Origin of the sequence: Mariniphaga anaerophila, assembly GCF_900129025.1 — a bacterium.
GTDB lineage: Bacteria > Bacteroidota > Bacteroidia > Bacteroidales > Prolixibacteraceae > Mariniphaga > Mariniphaga anaerophila.
Map to the genome: position 1 here is coordinate 198,730 of NZ_FQUM01000006.1, position 19,783 is coordinate 218,512.

At 44.0% G+C, this 19,783-nt stretch carries 15 protein-coding genes; 10 read left to right on the plus strand and 5 right to left on the minus strand.

Going from position 1 to position 19,783, the window contains the following annotated elements; translation table 11 throughout:
* Positions 1-56: 56 nt before the first annotated feature.
* The 5 genes from BUB08_RS13675 (at position 57) to BUB08_RS13695 (ending at position 8,924) form a co-directional block, all read left to right on the plus strand.
* Positions 57-1,466 (plus strand): hypothetical protein, encoded by a 1,410-nt coding sequence (locus tag BUB08_RS13675; RefSeq protein ID WP_073002448.1) that lies wholly within the window; start codon positions 57-59, stop codon positions 1,464-1,466.
* A gap of 182 nt (positions 1,467-1,648) precedes the next feature.
* Positions 1,649-2,947 (plus strand): Gfo/Idh/MocA family protein, encoded by a 1,299-nt coding sequence (locus BUB08_RS13680; protein WP_073002449.1) that lies wholly within the window; start codon positions 1,649-1,651, stop codon positions 2,945-2,947.
* Between the two features lie 110 nt (positions 2,948-3,057).
* On the plus strand, positions 3,058-3,996 hold the full coding sequence (locus BUB08_RS13685) for a 3-keto-disaccharide hydrolase (RefSeq protein WP_073002450.1): 939 nt from the start codon (positions 3,058-3,060) through the stop codon (positions 3,994-3,996).
* 221 nt (positions 3,997-4,217) lie between these two features.
* The gene (locus BUB08_RS13690) at positions 4,218-5,489 is read left to right on the plus strand and encodes a Gfo/Idh/MocA family oxidoreductase (protein ID WP_073002451.1); all 1,272 of its coding nucleotides are present in this window, start codon (positions 4,218-4,220) and stop codon (positions 5,487-5,489) included.
* Between the two features lie 36 nt (positions 5,490-5,525).
* Positions 5,526-8,924, plus strand: a complete 3,399-nt coding sequence (locus tag BUB08_RS13695; protein WP_073002452.1) for a DUF1080 domain-containing protein — start codon at positions 5,526-5,528, stop codon at positions 8,922-8,924.
* A gap of 91 nt (positions 8,925-9,015) precedes the next feature.
* Here the strand turns inward: BUB08_RS13695 and BUB08_RS13700 are convergent, their stop codons facing one another.
* From BUB08_RS13700 to BUB08_RS13715, 4 genes are all read right to left on the minus strand, one after another.
* Positions 9,016-9,795: a radical SAM protein gene (locus tag BUB08_RS13700; RefSeq protein ID WP_073002453.1), complete on the minus strand. Its 780-nt coding sequence runs from the start codon at positions 9,793-9,795 to the stop codon at positions 9,016-9,018.
* Positions 9,796-9,954: 159 nt separating this feature from the next.
* Positions 9,955-11,385, minus strand: a complete 1,431-nt coding sequence (locus BUB08_RS13705) for an NAD(P)(+) transhydrogenase (Re/Si-specific) subunit beta (protein ID WP_073002454.1) — start codon at positions 11,383-11,385, stop codon at positions 9,955-9,957.
* A complete protein-coding gene (locus tag BUB08_RS13710; protein ID WP_073002455.1) occupies positions 11,375-11,689 on the minus strand; it encodes an NAD(P) transhydrogenase subunit alpha part 2 in 315 nt (104 codons plus the stop codon). The genes BUB08_RS13705 and BUB08_RS13710 overlap by 11 nt, the downstream gene beginning before the upstream one ends.
* 29 nt (positions 11,690-11,718) lie before the next feature.
* On the minus strand, positions 11,719-12,882 hold the full coding sequence (locus BUB08_RS13715) for an NAD(P) transhydrogenase subunit alpha (RefSeq protein WP_073002456.1): 1,164 nt from the start codon (positions 12,880-12,882) through the stop codon (positions 11,719-11,721).
* Positions 12,883-13,114: 232 nt separating this feature from the next.
* Here BUB08_RS13715 and BUB08_RS13720 point away from each other — a divergent pair, with 232 nt between their 5' ends.
* Entirely contained in the window at positions 13,115-14,344 is a 1,230-nt protein-coding gene (locus tag BUB08_RS13720; RefSeq protein WP_073002457.1) for a pyridoxal phosphate-dependent aminotransferase, read from the plus strand.
* 85 nt (positions 14,345-14,429) lie between these two features.
* Here BUB08_RS13720 and BUB08_RS13725 read toward each other — a convergent pair whose 3' ends face one another.
* The gene (locus BUB08_RS13725; protein ID WP_073002458.1) at positions 14,430-15,656 is read right to left on the minus strand and encodes an LL-diaminopimelate aminotransferase; all 1,227 of its coding nucleotides are present in this window, start codon (positions 15,654-15,656) and stop codon (positions 14,430-14,432) included.
* A 135-nt stretch (positions 15,657-15,791) separates the two neighbouring features.
* On the opposite strand from BUB08_RS13725, the gene dapF reads away from it, so the two are divergent.
* The 4 genes from dapF to BUB08_RS13745 all read left to right on the plus strand — a co-directional run bounded on the left by dapF (position 15,792) and on the right by BUB08_RS13745 (position 19,778).
* Positions 15,792-16,652: a diaminopimelate epimerase gene (gene dapF, locus BUB08_RS13730; protein ID WP_073002459.1), complete on the plus strand. Its 861-nt coding sequence runs from the start codon at positions 15,792-15,794 to the stop codon at positions 16,650-16,652.
* Positions 16,653-16,765: 113 nt separating this feature from the next.
* Complete coding sequence (gene lysA, locus BUB08_RS13735) at positions 16,766-18,031, plus strand: diaminopimelate decarboxylase (protein ID WP_073002460.1); 1,266 nt, start codon at positions 16,766-16,768, stop codon at positions 18,029-18,031.
* A gap of 66 nt (positions 18,032-18,097) precedes the next feature.
* Entirely contained in the window at positions 18,098-19,222 is a 1,125-nt protein-coding gene (locus BUB08_RS13740; protein WP_073002461.1) for a glycosyltransferase family 4 protein, read from the plus strand.
* Complete coding sequence (locus BUB08_RS13745) at positions 19,215-19,778, plus strand: L-threonylcarbamoyladenylate synthase (protein WP_073002462.1); 564 nt, start codon at positions 19,215-19,217, stop codon at positions 19,776-19,778. Before BUB08_RS13740 ends, BUB08_RS13745 begins: the two co-directional genes overlap by 8 nt.
* The last annotated feature ends 5 nt before the right edge of the window (positions 19,779-19,783 follow it).

The window sequence follows — 19,783 nt, forward strand, 5'->3', positions numbered from 1 at the left end:
AGTATCCCTGGTAGATTTAATATCTCTGCCAGGGATTTTTTTTATACATAACACCAATGATTAATTTGAAAATACCGTATGGTTATCTGGTCAGCATACTAATGAGCTGCCTATTGGTATTGAACACACAGGCACAACCGTTTACATGGAAAGTCAATAACGACGGCTGGGTGTTGAGTAAGAATCCGGATAGTAATAGATATGAGAAATTTTTCGCCATTGGAACGTGGCATGTCCCTGGTTACGAATTTACAAATTCGCAGGAGCCGGATGAGCAAAAACGCCAGTCTAATGCTGCTTTGTTTAAAGAAAGGACCAAGCCCTTTAATATGTTTTTTGTGACGCCCGGTTACGAAAAAGATTATATGTCTGACAAAATACATATTCTGAACCCCTTCTCGCCAATTTTGCACGGTTATCTGGATGAGGTCTCCGAATTGCCCGATGGAAATGATAAAGATTATTACCGGGCTCAGTACATTAAACAAAATGTGGATAGTCCGGAGTTTGAAAAATATCTCGATAAAAAAATTGAAGGCGTGTTGGAAAAGCTTCCTAACGATAAATACATCTACTCTCACATTGATGAGCTGGCACTGGGTGGAGTTGCCAGGTGGGCGGTTCCGCCGTCAGTGGGCGCGAAAATAAATAGCAGGTTGAAAAAGCAGGATCGAGAAGCACTGGTTTTTGTCGATTTGGTTGGGCATTGCAAGGGCAGTACCTACTTTTTTGAACAGCGGTACTTGAAAAATCACGACTCTCTTCCTGAAAATCCGCCTTACGAGTTGGTTGATCCGGAAGCACGCAATTGCAAAATTCCACTGTTGGGTTTTTACGAAGCACACAACGGCAGTCCGGTCTATCAGTTTGATGACGGAAAATATTCCTACACCAATTATGATTTTGAAACTTTGAAATCCATTTGGTACGAGAATGCTAAGCTACTGGCCGGCGATTATAAAGAGAGCGGCGATGTGTTCGGAATAAATGCATTTCTGGATTTTTCAAACTACCCGGTTCTGACCGGAGTAACAGTTGATGCACTTAAAGACGCGTTGGGAGATGAGGTCCCGGTATGGTTGTATTTCGACGGGAACGGATATGCAAAACCTTCTTCTTTATCATCGCAGGAGTATGTTGATATGGTGAAGTGCCAGATTTATACAGCCATTATTCATGGCGCAACCGGCATTCTTTTCTGGAACGACTGGAGTAAAACGCCTGAGGTTTTCGAGACTCTTCTTCCCGTATTGGAAGAGTTAAATGACAATTTATCTGTTGTGAAACTCGATACAGAACAAAAAACAATTGATGATGATTTGCACATGGTTATCAAAAGCGGAAAGAAAGGGGAGAAATACATAATGGTCTCCAACACCAGCAAAACAGAAACCTTATCAATCGGCATTCACGGCGTGGATAAGAAAGAGCTGCTCCCTTTGGAAGTTTACATAGCATCTTTTTAAAATAGTTCAGTCTCGGCTTATCAATCTGTTTGCATTCTTGTGTCCTGATTAATGTGCTGCTTTAGTCGTAGTATATTCAGTGACAGTTGAATCTTGGTAATATTTTGTGGTAACTTTAGAAGTCATAAAAAGATATAATCGTTTTAACGAATACGAATCGTCAATAATTTAGCATACTTGATATGAATGAAAAACTAAAAATCAATCGAAGGCATTTTGTAAAAACAGCAGGCATTGGATTGGCCGGATTTCCGCTGATAGCCAATGCTTTTACACGAGTGGCACCCAGCGACAAAATAAGGGTTGCCCATATTGGAACCGGAAACATGGGAGGAGCCCATATTCGCTGGTTTGCCGGCTTTCCTGACGTGGAAACAGTGGCTCTGTGCGATGTAGACGAGGTGAGATTAGGAAAAGCACGGGAGTTGCTTGTCTCACGTAAATCCTCGGCAAACCCGGATCTTTATTCCGATTTTCGTCGAATTATAGACAGAAAAGACATTGATGTAATAACCTGTGCCACACCCGACCACTGGCATGCGTTGGTTGCAATTATGGCATTCGAATCCGGGAAAGATGTGTACGGAGAAAAACCACTCTCTTTTTCGGTAAAGGAAGGGAAGGTAATGCTGGAATCCCTCAAAAAAAATGATCGTATCTTCCAGTTGGGAACTCAAATTCATGCCGGCGATAACTATCACCGTGTAGCCGAAATTATTCAATCGGGGGTTTTGGGAAAAATTCACACTGTTCGCTTGTGGAAAACAGGCGGCACGTCCGGATTAGGATTCCCGGCAAACGAAACACCGCCAAAAACGCTCGACTGGAATATGTGGCTGGGGCCCGCTCCTTACGCAGAATATACTCCTGTAAAATGCCATGGAACCTATCGCAGCTTTTTTGATTATTCAGGTGGTGTATTTGCTGACTTTTGGTGCCACATTGCAGATATTATGTACATGTCGGTTCATCCCAAAGGTCTCTCCAGTATTGATGCTCGCGGCGAAGTACCCAACGACGGGATTGCCGATACACCCAAATGGATTGACGTAGATTTTAAATTCAAAGACCTGGATGTTTTCTGGACTACCACGCCTCCCAAAGTTCCCGGAGCCGAAAAGATGGGTATTGGCGCCCATTTCGAAGGGGAAAAAGGCACGTTGACCTGCGACTATGAGAACAGGGTTGTTTCAATAGGCAACGAAACCACCAACGATGTCCCGGAGGTGCCGAAAACAATCTCCCGATCGCCCGGGCATCAGCGTAATTTCCTCGATTCTGTAAAATCGAGACAGCAGCCCGAGAGTAATCTGGAATACGCCCGGGAAATGACACTCCCCATGCATTTGGCTCTAATTTCTTTTCGGTTGAAACGTAAGTTGCAATGGGATAGCGTGAAGGAGGAATTTGTAAATGATCCGGTAGCAAATTTTTTGTTGTCAAGAGAATATCGGTCACCTTGGTCGTTGCCGGTTTATTAATTAGGATTACGAAAAGAACATGAAATTTTTTTTTGTGAGAGCGACGGATGGAGCAATTCCTTCTGTCAAATTGGAATTTTTAGAACATTAGAAAATTAAAGTTTTTACAGATGAAAGTGAAAAGATTATTGATATTGGTTGCCTTTTGGGGATTCACTCTTTTGGGGTTTGCGCAGAAAAACGATGGGTTTACTTCGTTGTTTAACGGGAAAGATCTTTCCGGATGGATTATGCCGGGAAAAGTTCCCGGGTTTGAAGTGGCCGACAGTGTTTTGTTTGCTTCACCTCACAACGGAAGCGAGCTTTTTACGAAAGAGAAATATGGCAACTTTGTTTTTAAGTTTGAATACCTGTTGTCGGAAGTGGGGAACAGTGGTGTGCTTATTCGTTGCGAACCCGAAAATCCCTGGAACTCTGGTGTTGAAATACAATTACTCGCTCCCTGGACGCCTTATCGCGACGATCTCCATTGCACCGGTTCCATATACGGACATGTTGCCGTAACTAACCGTCCGGACGAAACTACCGGAATTTGGCATACCATGGAAATCAAGTGCGACCGCGAAAATGTAACTATTTCAGTGGATGGTAAGGTAACTACCGTTGCAAATACTGATACGGTAAAAAGCATGCAGGGCAAACATGTTGCCGGTTCCATCGGTTTTCAGTCGAACCACAGCAAAGAAGGGGAATTTGTGAAATTCAGGAACGTATTTGTAAAGAATATGGATTCGGATCCTGACTATGTAAGCAAGGGATTTTATCATGAAAATGCCGGGTTTCGAAGCCAGGCTCATGATGCTGCCGAGGTTATTGGAGTTCCCATGATTGGTCGGCTTTCAGAAATGATGTCGGGAGAAAATGTAATGGCACAAGCCGGAGCAAAACAGGTCCTTTTTGATATAGTAGCTAAAGTAGCTTCAGATGGAACAAAAAGAGAACGAAACGCATTGGCGAAAGCGCTTGGCAAAGAGCAGAAATCAAGTCGCTCGAAAGCCGTGAAAAGTTATTTTGAGTGGTTGTTGAAAATGGCGAAAAGCGCAAAATGATGTTGTAAATATTGCAATTTCGGAGGAGCGCCTTCTGTGGGCAAACCATAATTCCCCGGTCAGGATAGGAATTTTATGGGGATTTCACGTCAGGGTTTCTTATTTTTTTCAGAAGCAAATATTATCTTTGAAATTTATTGCGAAAACCTTGCTGTGTGTGGTTTTCTCTAACAGATTAATAATATTAACAGCGAATTTCCGAAAATTCTAAAACAGTAACAATGAATAGTAAAAATCCGACTTCAAGAAGAAGATTTTTGAAAAGCGCATTGGTTGCCGGGGCAGGTTTAACCATTATTCCGCGTCATGTGTTGGGCGGAAACGGTTTCGTCCCGCCATCCGATCAGCTTACTAAGGCCATTATTGGTGTAGGAGGAATGGGACGCGGCCACATTCCATACGAAGGAACCCGGGTGGTAGCCATTTGCGATGTGGATCGTCTGCATCTGGAGAAAGCAAAAAGTATGATTGATTACAACGTGAAAACTTTTCACGATTTCAGGGAAGTTGTTCAATTGCCCGAAGTAGATATCGTTCATATTGCAACGCCTCCTCACTGGCACGGACTTATGGCTGTTGAAGCCGCCAAAGCCGGGAAAGATATCTGGTGCGAAAAACCCATGACCCGTACAATTGGCGAAGGCAAAAAAGTAATGGAGGCAGTAAATGCCCACGGGCGCATGTTCCGTCTGAACACTTGGTTCCGTTTTAAAGATACATTTTACGGACTGGGCACAGATGTGAAACCGCTGAAGAAAGTAATTGACAGCGGTATTTTGGGATGGCCTTTGAAATTTACGGTAAGCGGTATTACCGGTTACAACTGGAAATTCTTCTGGAGTGGCGAACATAATCTTAAACCCATGCCGGTACCCGAAAACCTGGATTACGACATGTGGCTCGGACCTGCTCCGTACAGACCGTATAATCCCGAACGTGTTCACGCAAAATTCCGCGGCTACTGGGACTACGATGGCGGTGGACTGGGCGACATGGGACAGCACTACTTAGATCCGGTTCAATATATGCTTGGAAAAGACGACACCAGCCCGGTAAAAATTGAAGTGGATGCTCCTCAGCAACATTACGATGCAGTAGGTTCCTGGCGCCGGATTACTTATACATATGCCGACGGTTGCCAGATTATTCTCGACGGAGAAAACAAGGACAAAGATGCTGCTTACATCGAAGGGCCTAACGGTAAAATTTACCGCGGATTCCGCTCTGATATTCCAAATTTACAATCATTCCTGAAAACATTGCCTGATCCTGAACCGCAAATTTCTGTGTTCTCTGAATCAGTAAAAACCAGGAAGAAGTTTGCACTGAATGAAACCAACGGATTCTGGTCTGCTACACTGGTAAACCTTGGTATCATTGCAGTACGATTGGGACGCACGTTGAACTTCGACCCCGATAAACTGGAGTTTATTGACGACGAAGGTGCCAACAGAATGATTAACCAACCAATGCGTGCTCCGTGGACGATCTGATTCGCTAAGGATGATTATAATTTAGAATAAAGAAAAATGAACAAAAGAATATTTCAATTTACAGCTATATTGTTTCTGGCGCTGATTACCTCCGTAACTTTTGCCCAGGACAGGAGAACTCTTGATACGAAGGTGGCAGATGCACTGGCGCAAATGCCAACCAAAGATTTGGTGCATCGCGATAGGGTGCTGGTCGATTTAGTAGAACTGGGGCCTGAAGGTTTTCAGAAACTGGCACAACTGTTAACTCCTCCGGGGGTTGGCGACGATACGGCAGTACGTTTTGCCATTAACAGCCTGGCCAGATATGCAAGCGAGTTTGGAAAAGAAAACGCCCGCACCCTGACAGAATCGGGTTTGCTGGCCGCTTTAAATGAACATTCCGATACCGAGGTAAAAACCTTTTTGCTGAATCAGCAGAATTTGGTGGGAAGCGATAAATCAGTTGATGCCATAAAAAAATACCTGGCAGAAGCAGATCTTGTTGAGCCGGTAACACAAACTCTGGTTGCCATCGGATCCGAAAAGGCTGCAATTGCACTTTACGAAGCTTTGCCGGGAACTGACGATGCAGCAAAAGCCACGTTAGCAAGAGCACTCGGCGTACTTCGGTACGAACCTGCCGTGCGCCCTGTTACTACTTTCGCCTCGACAGACAACGTTGGGTTGCGCAAAGTTGTATTGGCTGCGTTGGCAAATATTGGCAGTCCCGAATCTTATAATTTGCTGCTGAAAGCTGCAAAAGATGTGGATTTTAAATATGACCCTACAAATGCCGCTGAAGCATTTCTGGAATACGCCAACCGCCTGGGAGAAAAAGGCGAACTGAAACTTTGCCAAAAAGCGTTGAAAACTATTTTCAAAGCCAATCGGGAAAGCGGAAATCTGCACAATTACTCCGTTGCACTGTCGGTTTACGCACAGCATTTCGACTACGAAGCACTGCCGTTATTATTAAAAGCAGTGGAAAACAGCGATAAAGCATTTCGCTATTTAGCATTAAATACCGCTGAAAATATCGGTGGCGCTGCCGGAACCCGGATGTGGATTGAAAAAGCAACCGCTGTTCCTGCCGAAACAAAAGCCGAAATTATTGATATGCTTGGTCGGCGTGGCGATAAACTGGCAGTGGGTTTTGTTACCGAAAGCCTGAACGACGCTTCGGCTGCAGTTCGTGAAGATGCCATTGAAGCACTGACCAGGCTGCAGGGAAAGAAAGCAGTTCCTGTCTTAATCGATCACCTGGAAAAAGGTACAGATGCTGAAGCCACAAAACTTGCGCTGTCGCAGCTCATTGACCGCGAGCACTTGGCTCCGGTTGCAGCCCGGCTAAAAACAACTTCGGGAGCAACCAAGGCAGCATTTATCGATTTGATTGCCGCAAAATCAGGGAATGGATATTTTTCTGAAGTACTTGCGTTAACCGGGTCAAAAGATGAAAAAGAAAGCACTGCTGCTTTTGCCGCTTTAAAAAATATCTCCTGCGAAAAAAACCTGGATGCACTGATTAAGCTGCTGCTTGACGCCAACGAGAAAGACGTTCCACAGGTACAAATGGCCGTAGTTGCTGCTGCAAAAGGTACAAAAACAGAACAAACTGAAAACGGCAAACTGCTGCGTGCGCTAAAATCAACCGGGAAAAAAGAAAGAATAGTGGCAATTCTGCCTGAAATTGGTGGCGACGTCGCTTTGCAAACTGTTACCGACTATTTTAATAATTCAACCGGCAGCCTCAAAGCCACAGCTTTTGAAGCGCTTACCAGTTGGAAAGATTATTCGGCTGCGGCATCGCTTTATGAAGTAGCAGAAAATTCAACCGGCGAATACCGCGCAAAAGCATTCTCAAATTTTGTTCGGCAGGTACGTTCGGCCAATCTTCCCGACGACCAGAAATTACTACAGTACCGGAAAATTATGCCTTTCGCATCGGGTGCTGCAGACCAGAAACTGGTTATTAATGCAATTGGCGGATTGAAAACCTTCCTGTCGTTGGTTTATCTAGAACAATTTCTGGACAACAACGAACTGCAACAAACCGCAGCCCGCGCAATCATGAAAGTAGCATTGCCCGATGCTGACGGCAAAAATGCTTTTTCAGGAAAAATTGTAACGAAACTGTTAAAACGGGTTGTTTCTATATTAAAGGGAGAAGAGAGTGATTATGACATTATCAACATCAATAATTACCTCGATAAAATGCCCAAAGACGAAGGCTTTGTTTCAATGTTTAACGGGAAAAACCTGGAAGGTTGGCAGGGAATGCTGCTGGACGGCAACCCGATAAAAATTGCTGAACTTAGCGCAGCAGAACGCGCCAAAGCTCAGGAAGAAGCCAACAAAAAAATGTTCGACAACTGGAGCGTTAAAGACGGCCAGATTATTTTTAACGGACACGGAGCTAACCTTGTTTCTGTAAAAGAATACAAAGATTTTGAGATGATTGTTGACTGGAAAATCACCAAAGAAGGCGATAGCGGAATCTACCTCAGAGGAACGCCGCAGGTTCAAATTTGGGATACTTCGCGTGTAGAAGTAGGCGCCCAGGTTGGTTCCGGCGGGCTTTACAACAATAATCCCGACAATATTCGCAACCCGCTAAAAGTTGCCGACAATCCTCTCGACGATTGGAATACATTCAGAATTACCATGATTGGCGAAAATGTTACGGTTTACCTTAACGGAGAACTGGTGGTTGACAATGTGACGATGGACAACTTCTGGAATCGCAGCATTCCGATTTTTGAAAAAGGAACTATTGAATTGCAGGCTCACGGAAATGAACTGGCATTCAGAGATGTTTATGTCAGAGAAATAAATACCGACGAAATAGGATTAACTGAGGAAGAGAAAAACGAAGGATTTGTTTCGTTGTTCAACGGAATGAACCTCGATGGCTGGCAGGGAAACAAAACTGACTACTACGCTGAAAACGGCGAGTTGGTTGTTCAGCCTGCACGCGGCGGCCACGGCAATTTGTTTACCGACAAAGAATACGGCGATTTTATTTTCAGGTTCGAATTTCAGCTTACACCGGGTGCCAACAACGGATTGGGAATTCGGGCGCCGCTGGAAGGCGATGCTGCTTATGCCGGAATTGAACTGCAAATTCTTGACAATACAGCGCCTATTTATGCCAACTTAAAGGAGTACCAGTACCACGGTTCTGCATACGGAATTATTGCAGCAAAACGTGGCTATCTGAATCCTGTGGGCGAGTGGAACGTGCAGGAAGTGGTAGTAAAAGGGTCGAAGATTAAAGTCACTCTGAATGGCACTGTAATTTTAGATGGCGATGTTGCAGAAGCGAGCAAAAACGGAACACGTGACGGGAAAAATCACCCGGGCTTAAAACGCGAAAAAGGATACATCGGATTTCTTGGGCATGGATCTGAACTGAAGTTCAGAAACATCCGTCTAAAGGATCTGAGTAACTAAAAACTAGATTGTTGATAGTAGAACGGGATTTCATGTTTTTGAAGTCCCGTTTTTATTTTGATAATATTTCAGCAGCCCGTCAACGGCATTCTTAATAAGATACCTGAACTTTGAAACCGGCCTTTTCCACTTTTGCGGCAATGGCATCCAGCTTTTCTGCCGAAACTTTTTCGAGCGAATTTACCGGAGTATCACGGGCAATGGTGTAAATCATCACCTGCTTGGGTTTTATTTCCTGAATTTTCTCCAACCAGGCAGAGACTTCTTTTTCAGTGGAATTGTCAACAACTACACCTTTAAGACTACCCTTCACAAAAAGGGTTTGCACAATCACTTTCCCGTTAAAACTCTTAAACTGCTCAACTACGCTATCCAGGCTGTAATCATTTTTAGGACAGTTTATCAGATTCACTGTTTCGTCAAAAGCCGAATCCAGTTTCAGAATATTATCTTCTATTTTAAGCAGGGCATTGAAAACATCGGGCTTGTGCAGCATGGTAGAATTGGACAAAACTGCAATGGACGCATCTGGCGCCAACTGGTTGCGCAATTCAATAGTATCGTCAATAATTCCGGCAAACTGAGGATGGAGTGTCGGCTCACCATTCCCGGCAAAAGTTATTACGTCGGGCAATTGTTTGTCGGCTTTCATTTCGTGTAACTTTTCATCCAGCTTTTTCCGAACTTCCTCACGCGAAGGAAGCATTGCCTTTTTGGTTCGTGTTTTTGGCGTAAACCCACATTCGCAGTAAATACAGTCAAACGAACATACTTTCACATCAACCGGCATTAAATTTATCCCCAGAGAGACACCAAGCCGGCGACTTTTTACCGGGCCGAAAATAATTTTATCAAACAGAAATGTAGCCATAATTCTTAATTTCCCGGTAAAGGTAATTTCAATCCAGAGAATTCGGGATTAAAAATTCGGGATTAATTTGAAATTTCATGAAAAAACCTCTCGCCGGCCGGCAAGAGGTTTTCAATATTACTAATTTAACGAATGTAAGGAGTGTCGATTTTGGTTGTTTTACAGTTCAGATAGAAATTGAGCGACAGTGTCTTTTGCATCGCCTTGTATTACCCACACGCCCTCTTTTCTGTTGTAAATCGGGTTGTCAACTCCCGAGTACCCGGGTTTTAGGTCGTAATTAAAAATAATTATTTTGGAACACTGATCCACGTTCAAAATGGGCATTCCGTAAATAGGAGTTCCTTCGGCGTTGCGGGCAGCAGGGTTTAACACGTCGTTGGCTCCCACAACAATGGCAACATCAGCATCTTTAAATTCTTCATTAATATCGTCCATTTCATAAACATCTTCAAAAGGAACGCCTGCTTCAATCAGCAGAACATCCATGTGCCCCGGCATGCGCCCTGCAACAGGATGAATGGCGTACTTTACGGTTGCTCCGTCGGCAGTCAGCTTTTGGGCAAGGCTTTTAACCAGATGCTGCGCGTGGGCAAGAGCCATTCCGTAGCCCGGTACAATGATTACTTTTTTAACTCCTTTTACAACTTCTGCCGGGTTAACAGTCGCTGCAACTTCTTCCGTCGCCGCAACTTCAGGTGCCTTTTCTGTTTTACTCTCCCCTTTCCCCTGAACCGAAGTCTTTCCAAGTAAAATGTCAGCAAGGTTCCGGTTCATGGCTTTGCACATAATTTGGGTAAGGAATAAACCCGATGCCCCCACTATTCCGCCAACTGCAACCAACAAAATATCGGTAACGGCAAAACCTGCAATTGCTGCAGCCAAACCGCTTAAACTGTTTAGCAGAGAGATGGTAATTGGCATATCGGCGCCGCCAACTCTCACCGAGAAAACCACTCCGAAGGCAGCAGCAAAAATCAGCATAACAGAAAGCAGCACCGGAAAAGAAAAATTATTCAGGAAGCCGCCACTAACGATGGAGAACAGCAGAACAACTAACAGAATTGTAGTAATTACCTGGTGCAGCGGGAGAACTACCGGTTTTTGTGAAATTACTTTATGAAGTTTGCCTGCGGCAATTAAACTGCCAAACAGAGTAATTGTGCCGATTACAATGGCCAGAGAAGCGGTAACTTTTCCGAAAACATCAGGGCTCTGATACAGTGAAACAAGAGCGAAGGAAGCCACAATAGCAGAGGCTGCACCACCAATTCCGTTCAACAGTGCAACCAACTGAGGCATCTGAATCATTTTTACTTTTTTGGCCAGAATCAATCCAAAAATCAATCCGATGGCCATTCCCGGATAAATAAGCCAAACCGGCAGAATATCCTTCTTAATAAGCGTAATAACAATACCCAACGCCACTGCAACGGCACTAATAAGGTTTCCCTGCCTGGCGGTTTCTACTTTACTCATAAAATGGATGCCCAGCAAAACTGCCATTGCCAGTACTCCACACAAAATGTAATAAACCGGATCGGAAAGCAGGCTGGCTGTCGAAAACTGAAGTAATATGCTACTGTTCATTGTTGTCCTCCTTTTTTTTGCCAAACATTTTCAGCATCCGGTTGGTTACGGCAAACCCACCTGCAACATTAATCATTGCAAGAATAATTGCCAGGCTCCCGAATACATAGCCGACAACAGGGTTTGAACTTGACAGTGCAGTAGCCGTGGCAAGCAAAGCTCCCAGAATAGTAATGCCCGACAACGCATTCATCCCCGACATTAGCGGCGTGTGCAATCGGCTCGGAACATTATTAATAAGCAGGTACCCCACAACCGAGGCCACAACAAAAACTCCCAATAAAATGTACTGTATCAAATTCATAGTTTCTTTCTATTTTTTCCTGCCGCATTTTATTTTAATCCCATCGCTTCCAGTGCCCCTTCGTGTACAATTTTGCTGTCTTTTGTAACCAGGATCGAAGCCACAATCTCGTCGGATAAGTCGAGGGCGATTTCATTATCTTTTGTCAGGTAAGTTAGCAGGTTATGAATATTTTTTGAAAACATGATAGTGGAGCTGGTAGACAGCATTCCCGGAATATTTTTGATTCCCTGGATGATTACGTCGTGTTTTGTTTCAACAGCTCCCGGCGTTGTAATGGCGCAGTTTCCTCCCTGGTCGATGGAAATGTCCACAATTACGCTTCCAGGATTCATTGACTCTACCAACTCTTCGGTCAGCAGAACCGGCGCAACTTTTCCCTGAATCAAAGCCGAACAGAATACGATGTCAGCTTTGGCAATGGTTTCTTTTAAATGGTCACGTTCAATCTCCAGCCATTTCTCGGGCAGTTGGTTGGCATGTTTTCCGTCGGCACTAACTGCAATTTCCGCAGGAACTCCGGTGTCAACGATAATTGCACCAAGAGATTCAGCATTGCTGTTGGCTTCCGGACGGATGTCTGCCGAATAAACCATTGCTCCCAGCCCTTTGGCAGTTGCCAGCGCCCGGAGCCCGGCAACACCGGTTCCAATCACAAAAACAGTTGCAGGTTTTAGTCTGCCCACTGCACTTGTTACAAAAGGCGCAAATTTGCTGATGTCGTTAATTCCCATAATCATACCTTTGTACCCTGCACAGGCACTCATCGACGATAAAGCATCCATGGACTGGGCGCGGCTGATTCGCGGAACCCCGTCGAGAGTTAATCCGATTATACCCCGTTCTGCCATGTGTTTTACCATTTGATGGTTGGCCGGAGATGCCGGGTGAATGAACGTAATCAGATACTGGCCTTCGTGCATCATGTCCAGCTCGTGCTTATTTTTTTCGTGATTGAATTGTGGTTCTTTCACTTTCAGAATTACTTCTGCTTTGGAAAAAAGTTCTTCTACGTCGGCTATTGTTTGTGCTCCGGCCTCTTCGTAAGCCTCGTCCCAGTAATGTGAACCGACTCCGGCGCCTTTTTCAAACAGGACTGTAGCACCGCTTTCAACCATTTTTTTTACGGTTTCGGGAATTGCTGCTACGCGTTTTTCCCCCCGCATTATTTCTTTTGGTACTCCGATAATCATTTGTGCAAAGTTTTTTTAATTTCCTATCAAAAATAGATACACCTTTTGGTTCAAAATATGATAAAACTTAATGATTCGGGATTCTTCGGATTCAGAAAAGTAACTGAAACTGAGCCCGTCATTAATTTGAAAGTTAATTTTCCAATAATACAGTGAATTGAAAATTTTCGATAATCATTGTTTTCAGATTGATACTTGTATCTTTGTCCCCTCACAAAACATTTTGTACAACATGCCAGAAGTTTCAGAAAGAGGATTGGCCATGCCAAATTCACCAATACGAAAGTTGGCTCCGCTGGCAAACAAAGCCAAAGCGCGGGGAGTGAAAGTTTACTACCTAAATATCGGTCAGCCCGATTTACCCACCCCGCCTGAAGCGTTGGCAGCGATTAAAAATATCGACAGGACAGTTTTAGAATATACACCCAGTGAGGGAATTCGCTCGCTTCGTGAAAAGCTGGCGAAATATTACCAAAAGTTCAACATTAGTGTTGATGCGGATGATATTATTATTACTACCGGAGGCAGCGAAGCTGTTACTTTTGCGTTTATGAGTTGCCTTGACCCGGGCGACGAAATAATTGTGCCCGAACCGGCATACGCCAATTACGAGGCTTTCGCCATTGTGGCGGGTGCGGTAATTAAGTCAATTGCAGCCAGCATCGAAGACGGGTTTGCACTACCGCCAATCGAAGAGTTTGAGAAACTCATTACACCCAAAACAAAGGGAATAATGATTTGCAACCCGAACAACCCTACCGGATATCTGTACACTCGCGAGGAGATGAACAAAATTCGGGATTTGGTAAAAAAGCACGACTTATACCTTTTCTCTGATGAGGTGTACCGCGAGTTTTGCTATACCGGTTCGCCTTACATTTCTGCTTTTCATTTGGATGGCATTGAGCAGAATGTGGTTCTTATTGATTCTGTTTCGAAACGGTACAGCGAATGCGGGCTGCGAATCGGGGCACTTATCACAAAAAACAAAGATGTAGAACGGAATGTAATGAAGTTTTGCCAGGCTCGTTTGAGCCCGCCGCTGATTGGTCAAATTGCTGCCGAAGCATCGCTTGATGCCGATCCGGAATATATGCTGAACAACTACAATGAATATGTGAATCGCCGAAAATTTCTTATTGACGGACTGAACCGCATTAATGGGGTTTATTCGCCTATTCCAATGGGAGCTTTTTACACGGTTGCCCGCCTGCCGGTTGATAATGCCGATGATTTCTGTGCGTGGTTACTTTCGGATTTCACCTACGATAATCAGACCCTGTTTCTGGCTCCGGCCTCGGGTTTTTACACTGCTTCCGACAAAGGAATGGATGAAGTGCGAATTGCTTATGTGCTGAAAAAAGAAGACCTGGCTGTTTGCCTGAAAATTCTGGAAGAAGCATTGAAGGTTTATCCGGGAAGCAAAGTAAGAAAGGAAATTTCAATGAAAGAACCGGTTTAGCTTTTGGTTCTTCAACATCATAAAAAAATCCGGCTTGATAATTTCAAGCCGGATTTTTTTATCACCCCCTGAAAACGGGGAAAAACTACTTCAGATTTTTAATCCGTTCCATGGCTTCAATGGTATTTGCACGGTCGGCAAATGCTGAAAACCGGAAATATCCTTCTCCTGCAGGACCGAATCCCGAACCGGGAGTACCTACAACATTGGCTTCGTTCAGTACTTTATCAAAGAAGTCCCAGGAGCTCATTCCGTTTTTGGTTTTTACCCAAATGTAGGGAGCATTTACGCCGCCAAAAACTTCGTACCCTGCTTCAATCAGGCTTTCTTTCATAATTTTTGCATTTTCGAGATAGTATGCAATTTCTTCGGCTACTTCTTTTTGGCCTTCCTCGGAGTAAACGGCCGCAGCAGCTTTTTGTACCGGGTACGAAACACCGTTAAATTTAGTGGACTGGCGACGGTTCCATAAAGGTTTCACGTCATGAGCGTTCCCTTCTGAATCGTAAGCTTTTAGTCCTTCCGGAATTACTGTAAAAGCGCACCGGGTACCTGTAAATCCGGCAGTTTTTGAAAAACTACGGAATTCAATAGCCACATCCAAAGCACCTTCAATTTCGTATATGGAATGCGGAATACCTTCTTCAGTAATAAACGCTTCGTAAGCCGCATCGTACAAAATAATGCTTTTGTTTTTGCGGGCGTAATCCACCCATTTTTTCAATTCCTCTTTTGAAGCTACCGTACCGGTTGGATTGTTCGGATAGCACAGAAAAATGAGGTCGGGTGTTTCCGAAGGCAGGTCAGGAATAAACCCATTATCGCTGGTACAGGGCATGTAAATAATTCCGTCGTAATGTCCGGAATCGTAACTCCCCGTTTTTCCGGACATAACGGTAGTATCGGCATAAACCGGGTAAACCGGGTCGCAAATAGCAATTTTGTTATCGTTTCCGAAAATTTCCTGAATGTTTCCGGTATCGCATTTCGAACCGTCCGAAATAAAAATGTCATCTGCAGAAATATTCACGCCCCTGTTCTGGTATGCATTTTTCGCAATCACTTCACGCAGGAAAGCGTACCCCTGTTCCGGACCGTATCCTTTAAAGGTTTCTGCTTTTGCCATTTCATCTACCCCTTCGTGAAATGCTTTTACCACGGTGGGAACCAACGGCTGGGTAACATCGCCAATACCCATTTTAATAACTTTTTTGTCAGGGTTGGCAGCCACAAATTCGTTTACCCTTCTTCCAATTTCAGGGAAAAGGTACCCCGCCTGTAGTTTTAGATAGTTCTCGTTAATTTTTGCCATACTATTTTTCTGTTATTTGCTGTTCATTTTATCGTACACAAAGTTAAAAATAAAATGATGAGCGGAGAATTCGTCGATATCTGCCCGAGAAAATTGACTGATGTTTAATACTTTTGTAAAACTAAATTTCAAGCTATGCACAATTTTTTTGTTAAATCCCATGGTCTGGGTAACGACTATATTGTTTTGAATCAGGATGAAATAGGATTTGAACTGACTGAAGATGCAATCCGAAGAATTTGCGACGTTCATTTTGGCATTGGTTCCGACGGAATTTTGCTAAAAGTGCCTACTTTCCATGCCAACTTTGGGCTGCGTATTCTGAATCCTGATGGTTCGGAAGCCGAAAAAAGCGGCAACGGGTTACGCATTTTTGCAAAGTACTTGCATGATTATCAGTTCGCAAAATCCAGGAAATTTACCATTGAAACACCCGGGGGATTAGTGCAGGCAGAAATTATTAAAGAGAAAAACGGAAAAGCCAAAACAGTGAGGGTTGACATGGGGAAAGCCATTTTTTCTTCTACAAAAATTCCGGTTAACTGCGAAAAAGAAGAATGTATCGATGAAACTCTTCATCTGGAATACCGTGATTACCCGGTGAATTGTGTGTCGATGGGCAACCCGCATTGCGTAATTTTTACCGAGAATCTCGACGAAAAAGAAGTAAAAACATTTGGCCCGCAGATCGAAACCAACCCGTTTTTCCCGAACCGGATTAATGTTCAATTTGTAAAAGTAATTTCGCCTACCGAAGTGGAAGCCATGATATGGGAACGCGGTGCCGGCTGGACTTTGGCTTCGGGCAGCTCGTCGTGCGCAGTGGCTGCTGTTGCAGTAAAAAAAGGACTCGTACAGAAGTGCTTAACCGTAAAAATGCCGGGAGGAAGTTTGCAAATAGAAACCGACGAACATTGGAACATGCGCATGACCGGTGAGGTAAGTGAAATTGCCAGCGGAGTATTAAGTCGCGAACTTTTGGCTGAACTGTCCTAACCCCAAAGGATGTATTAATTATCCACTAAATATACCGGCCCTTATTTAGAATTAATCCAAGAAGTTAAACCGAAAGTGGTACATTTGTCTGTAATAAAAAGAATCTATACTGTATGGCAACGAAAAGTATTCCTTTCTCTAAAGAAGAGATCGAAAAAATAATTGAAAAATTCCCCACTCCTTTTCACATATACGACGAAAAGGCGATTCGCGAAAATGCCCGCAGGTTTAAAAAGGCGTTTGAGTGGAACGAGGGATTTAAAGAGTACTTTGCCATAAAAGCCACTCCCAACCCCTATTTGATGAAAATATTGCGGGAAGAAGGCTTCGGTATTGATTGCAGTTCCGAGGCTGAACTGGAACTGGCGAAAAAAGTAGGAATGAGTGGAGAAGAGATTATGCTCACCTCCAACGATACGCCGGCATCGGAATTCAGTGCAGCGAAAGATTTGGGAGCAATTATTAATCTCGACGATATTTCGCACATCGAATACCTCGAAAAGAATGTAGGCCTGCCCGAAACCATTTGTATGCGCTACAATCCGGGAAACCTGAAAAAAGGGAACCTGATAATCGGACGCCCCGAGGAAGCCAAGTATGGTTTCACCCGCGATCAGATAATTGAAGGGTACCGCATTCTGAAAAACAAAGGCGTTAAAAAGTTTGGTATTCATACCATGGTTGCATCCAACGAGCTGGATCCCGACTATTTTATTGAAACAGCCGAAATTCTTTTTAGCCTGATTGCGGAAGTGCACGAAAAGGCAGGAGTAAAAATAAGCTTTGCCAATTTGGGTGGAGGCGTCGGAATTCCCTACAAACCTGAAGAAAAAGCCGTGGATCTGGAATATGTAAGCGCCGGAATACAAAAACTGTACAAACAGAAAATTGCAGGAAACGGACTTGCCCCGCTAAAATTATTTTTTGAGCTGGGCAGGGCAATCACCGGACCCTACGGATATTTGGTGGCAAAAGTGCTGCACATTAAAAAAACCTACAAGCAGTTTGCAGGCCTCGATGCCAGCATGGTTAACCTGATGCGTCCGGGAATGTACGGAGCTTATCATCATATTACTGTGGTAGGGAAAGAAAGCGAACCGCACAATCAAAAATACGATGTAACCGGGTCGCTCTGCGAAAACAACGATAAATTTGCGATAGATCGTATGCTGCCGGAAGTTGAGCCGGGAGATATTGTCGTCATTCACGACGCCGGAGCTCACGGACATGCCATGGGATTTAACTACAATGGCAAACTAAAATCGGCAGAACTGTTGTTGCGCGAAAACGGAGAGGTGGTTCAAATCCGCCGAGCCGAAACAATAGAGGATTATTTTGCAACCCTCGACTTTAGCGGATTAAAAGATTTTGAAGTTTAAAAATCAAACGAAATAAATTCAAACCGGCCGGGGACTTTAACCCGGCCTTTTTTGTAATTTCGGGCTATGAAAATAGGGTTTGACGCCAAGCGGGCATTTCTCAATTCTTCGGGTCTGGGTAACTACAGCCGGAACACGTTGAATGCACTTCACAGTTTTTTTGCGGAGAACGAATACGTTTTATTCACTCCCGAAGTGAAAAGCAATCTGTTCGATAATTATCAGCGCTTTAAGGTAGTATCTCCCCAAAGTCAACTGGCAAAAAAAATGAAGTCGCTGTGGCGCAGTTTGTTTCTGGTGCCGCATTTAAAAAAGCATGAAGTGGATCTGTTTCACGGGCTGAGTAACGAACTGCCCAAAGGAATTCACACCAGCGGAATTCCTTCGGTGGTAACCATTCACGACCTTATTTTTATGCGCTACCCCGAATTCTACAAAGCCATCGATTGTAAAATATATTTCAAAAAAGTTAAATATGCCTGCCACGCAGCTGATAGAATTATTGCCATCAGCAAGCAGACAAAACATGACATTGAAACCTTTTTCCACATTCCGTCAGAGAAAATTGAGCTGATATATCAGCCGGTGGCCCCGGCTTTTTTCGAAGAGAAAAACACTTCAGAAGTTTTAAAAAAGTATCATCTTCCCGAAAGGTTTATTCTGGCAGTTGGAACGCTGGAGCGCAGGAAAAACCAACAGGCATTGTTACAGGCTGTTTATTCGGCAAAAATTAAAACTCCGGTAGTTTTTGTGGGAAAACAAACTTCTTCTTACATGACCGGAATCAGCCAGATCATAAAAGAAAACGAAATGGACGACCAGGTAAAATTTCTGAACAACGTTCCGGAGCCTGATTTGGCTGCTCTTTACCAGTCAGCCCTATTTTCGGTTTACATTTCGGTTTTCGAAGGATTTGGACTGCCTGTAATTGAATCCATGGCCAGCGGCTGCCCGGTAATTACCTCCAGCGTTTCGGTTTTACCAGAAACTGCCGGAGATGCAGCTCTTTTGTGCGACCCTGCCAACATCGAAGAAATTGCCGAAAAACTGTTAATGCTGGAAACCAACGAGCAGCTCAGAACAACATTAAAACAAAAAGGAATCAGGCGCGCAGAAGAGTTTCACCCGGAAAACTACGCCAAGAAGCTGACTTCTTTGTACACCAAAATTTTAACAGAAACAAATGCATAACGATCTGAAAAACGCAACGGAAGCTTTAAAAAAAGGCGGAATAATTCTTTACCCGACCGATACGATCTGGGGCATTGGTTGCGATGCCACAAACCCGGAAGCAGTAGCTCGCATTTACCAGATAAAAAAGAGAGAAGATTCCAAAAGCATGCTGGTTTTAATGGAGAACCCTGCATTACTCGAACGTTATGTAAACGAAGTGCCTGAAATTGCCTGGGATCTGGTAGAAGTTAGCACCAAGCCGCTGACGGTAATTTATCCCGGGGCAAAAAACCTGGCGCCCAACCTGGTTGCCGGCGACGGCAGTATCGGTATTCGTTTTACCAAAGAAGAGTTTACCGCAAAGCTTTTGCAACGGTTTCGCAGGCCCGTGGTTTCAACCTCGGCCAACATCAGTGGACAAAAATCTCCGGCTTTTTTCGACGAAATATCAGAAGAGATAAAAAGCCAGGTAGACTACATTGTTGAATACCGGCAAGATGACATCAATCCGGCTCAACCGTCCAGTATTATTAAACTCTGGCCCGGTGGCCGGATTGAAATCCTTCGCAAATAGCATTC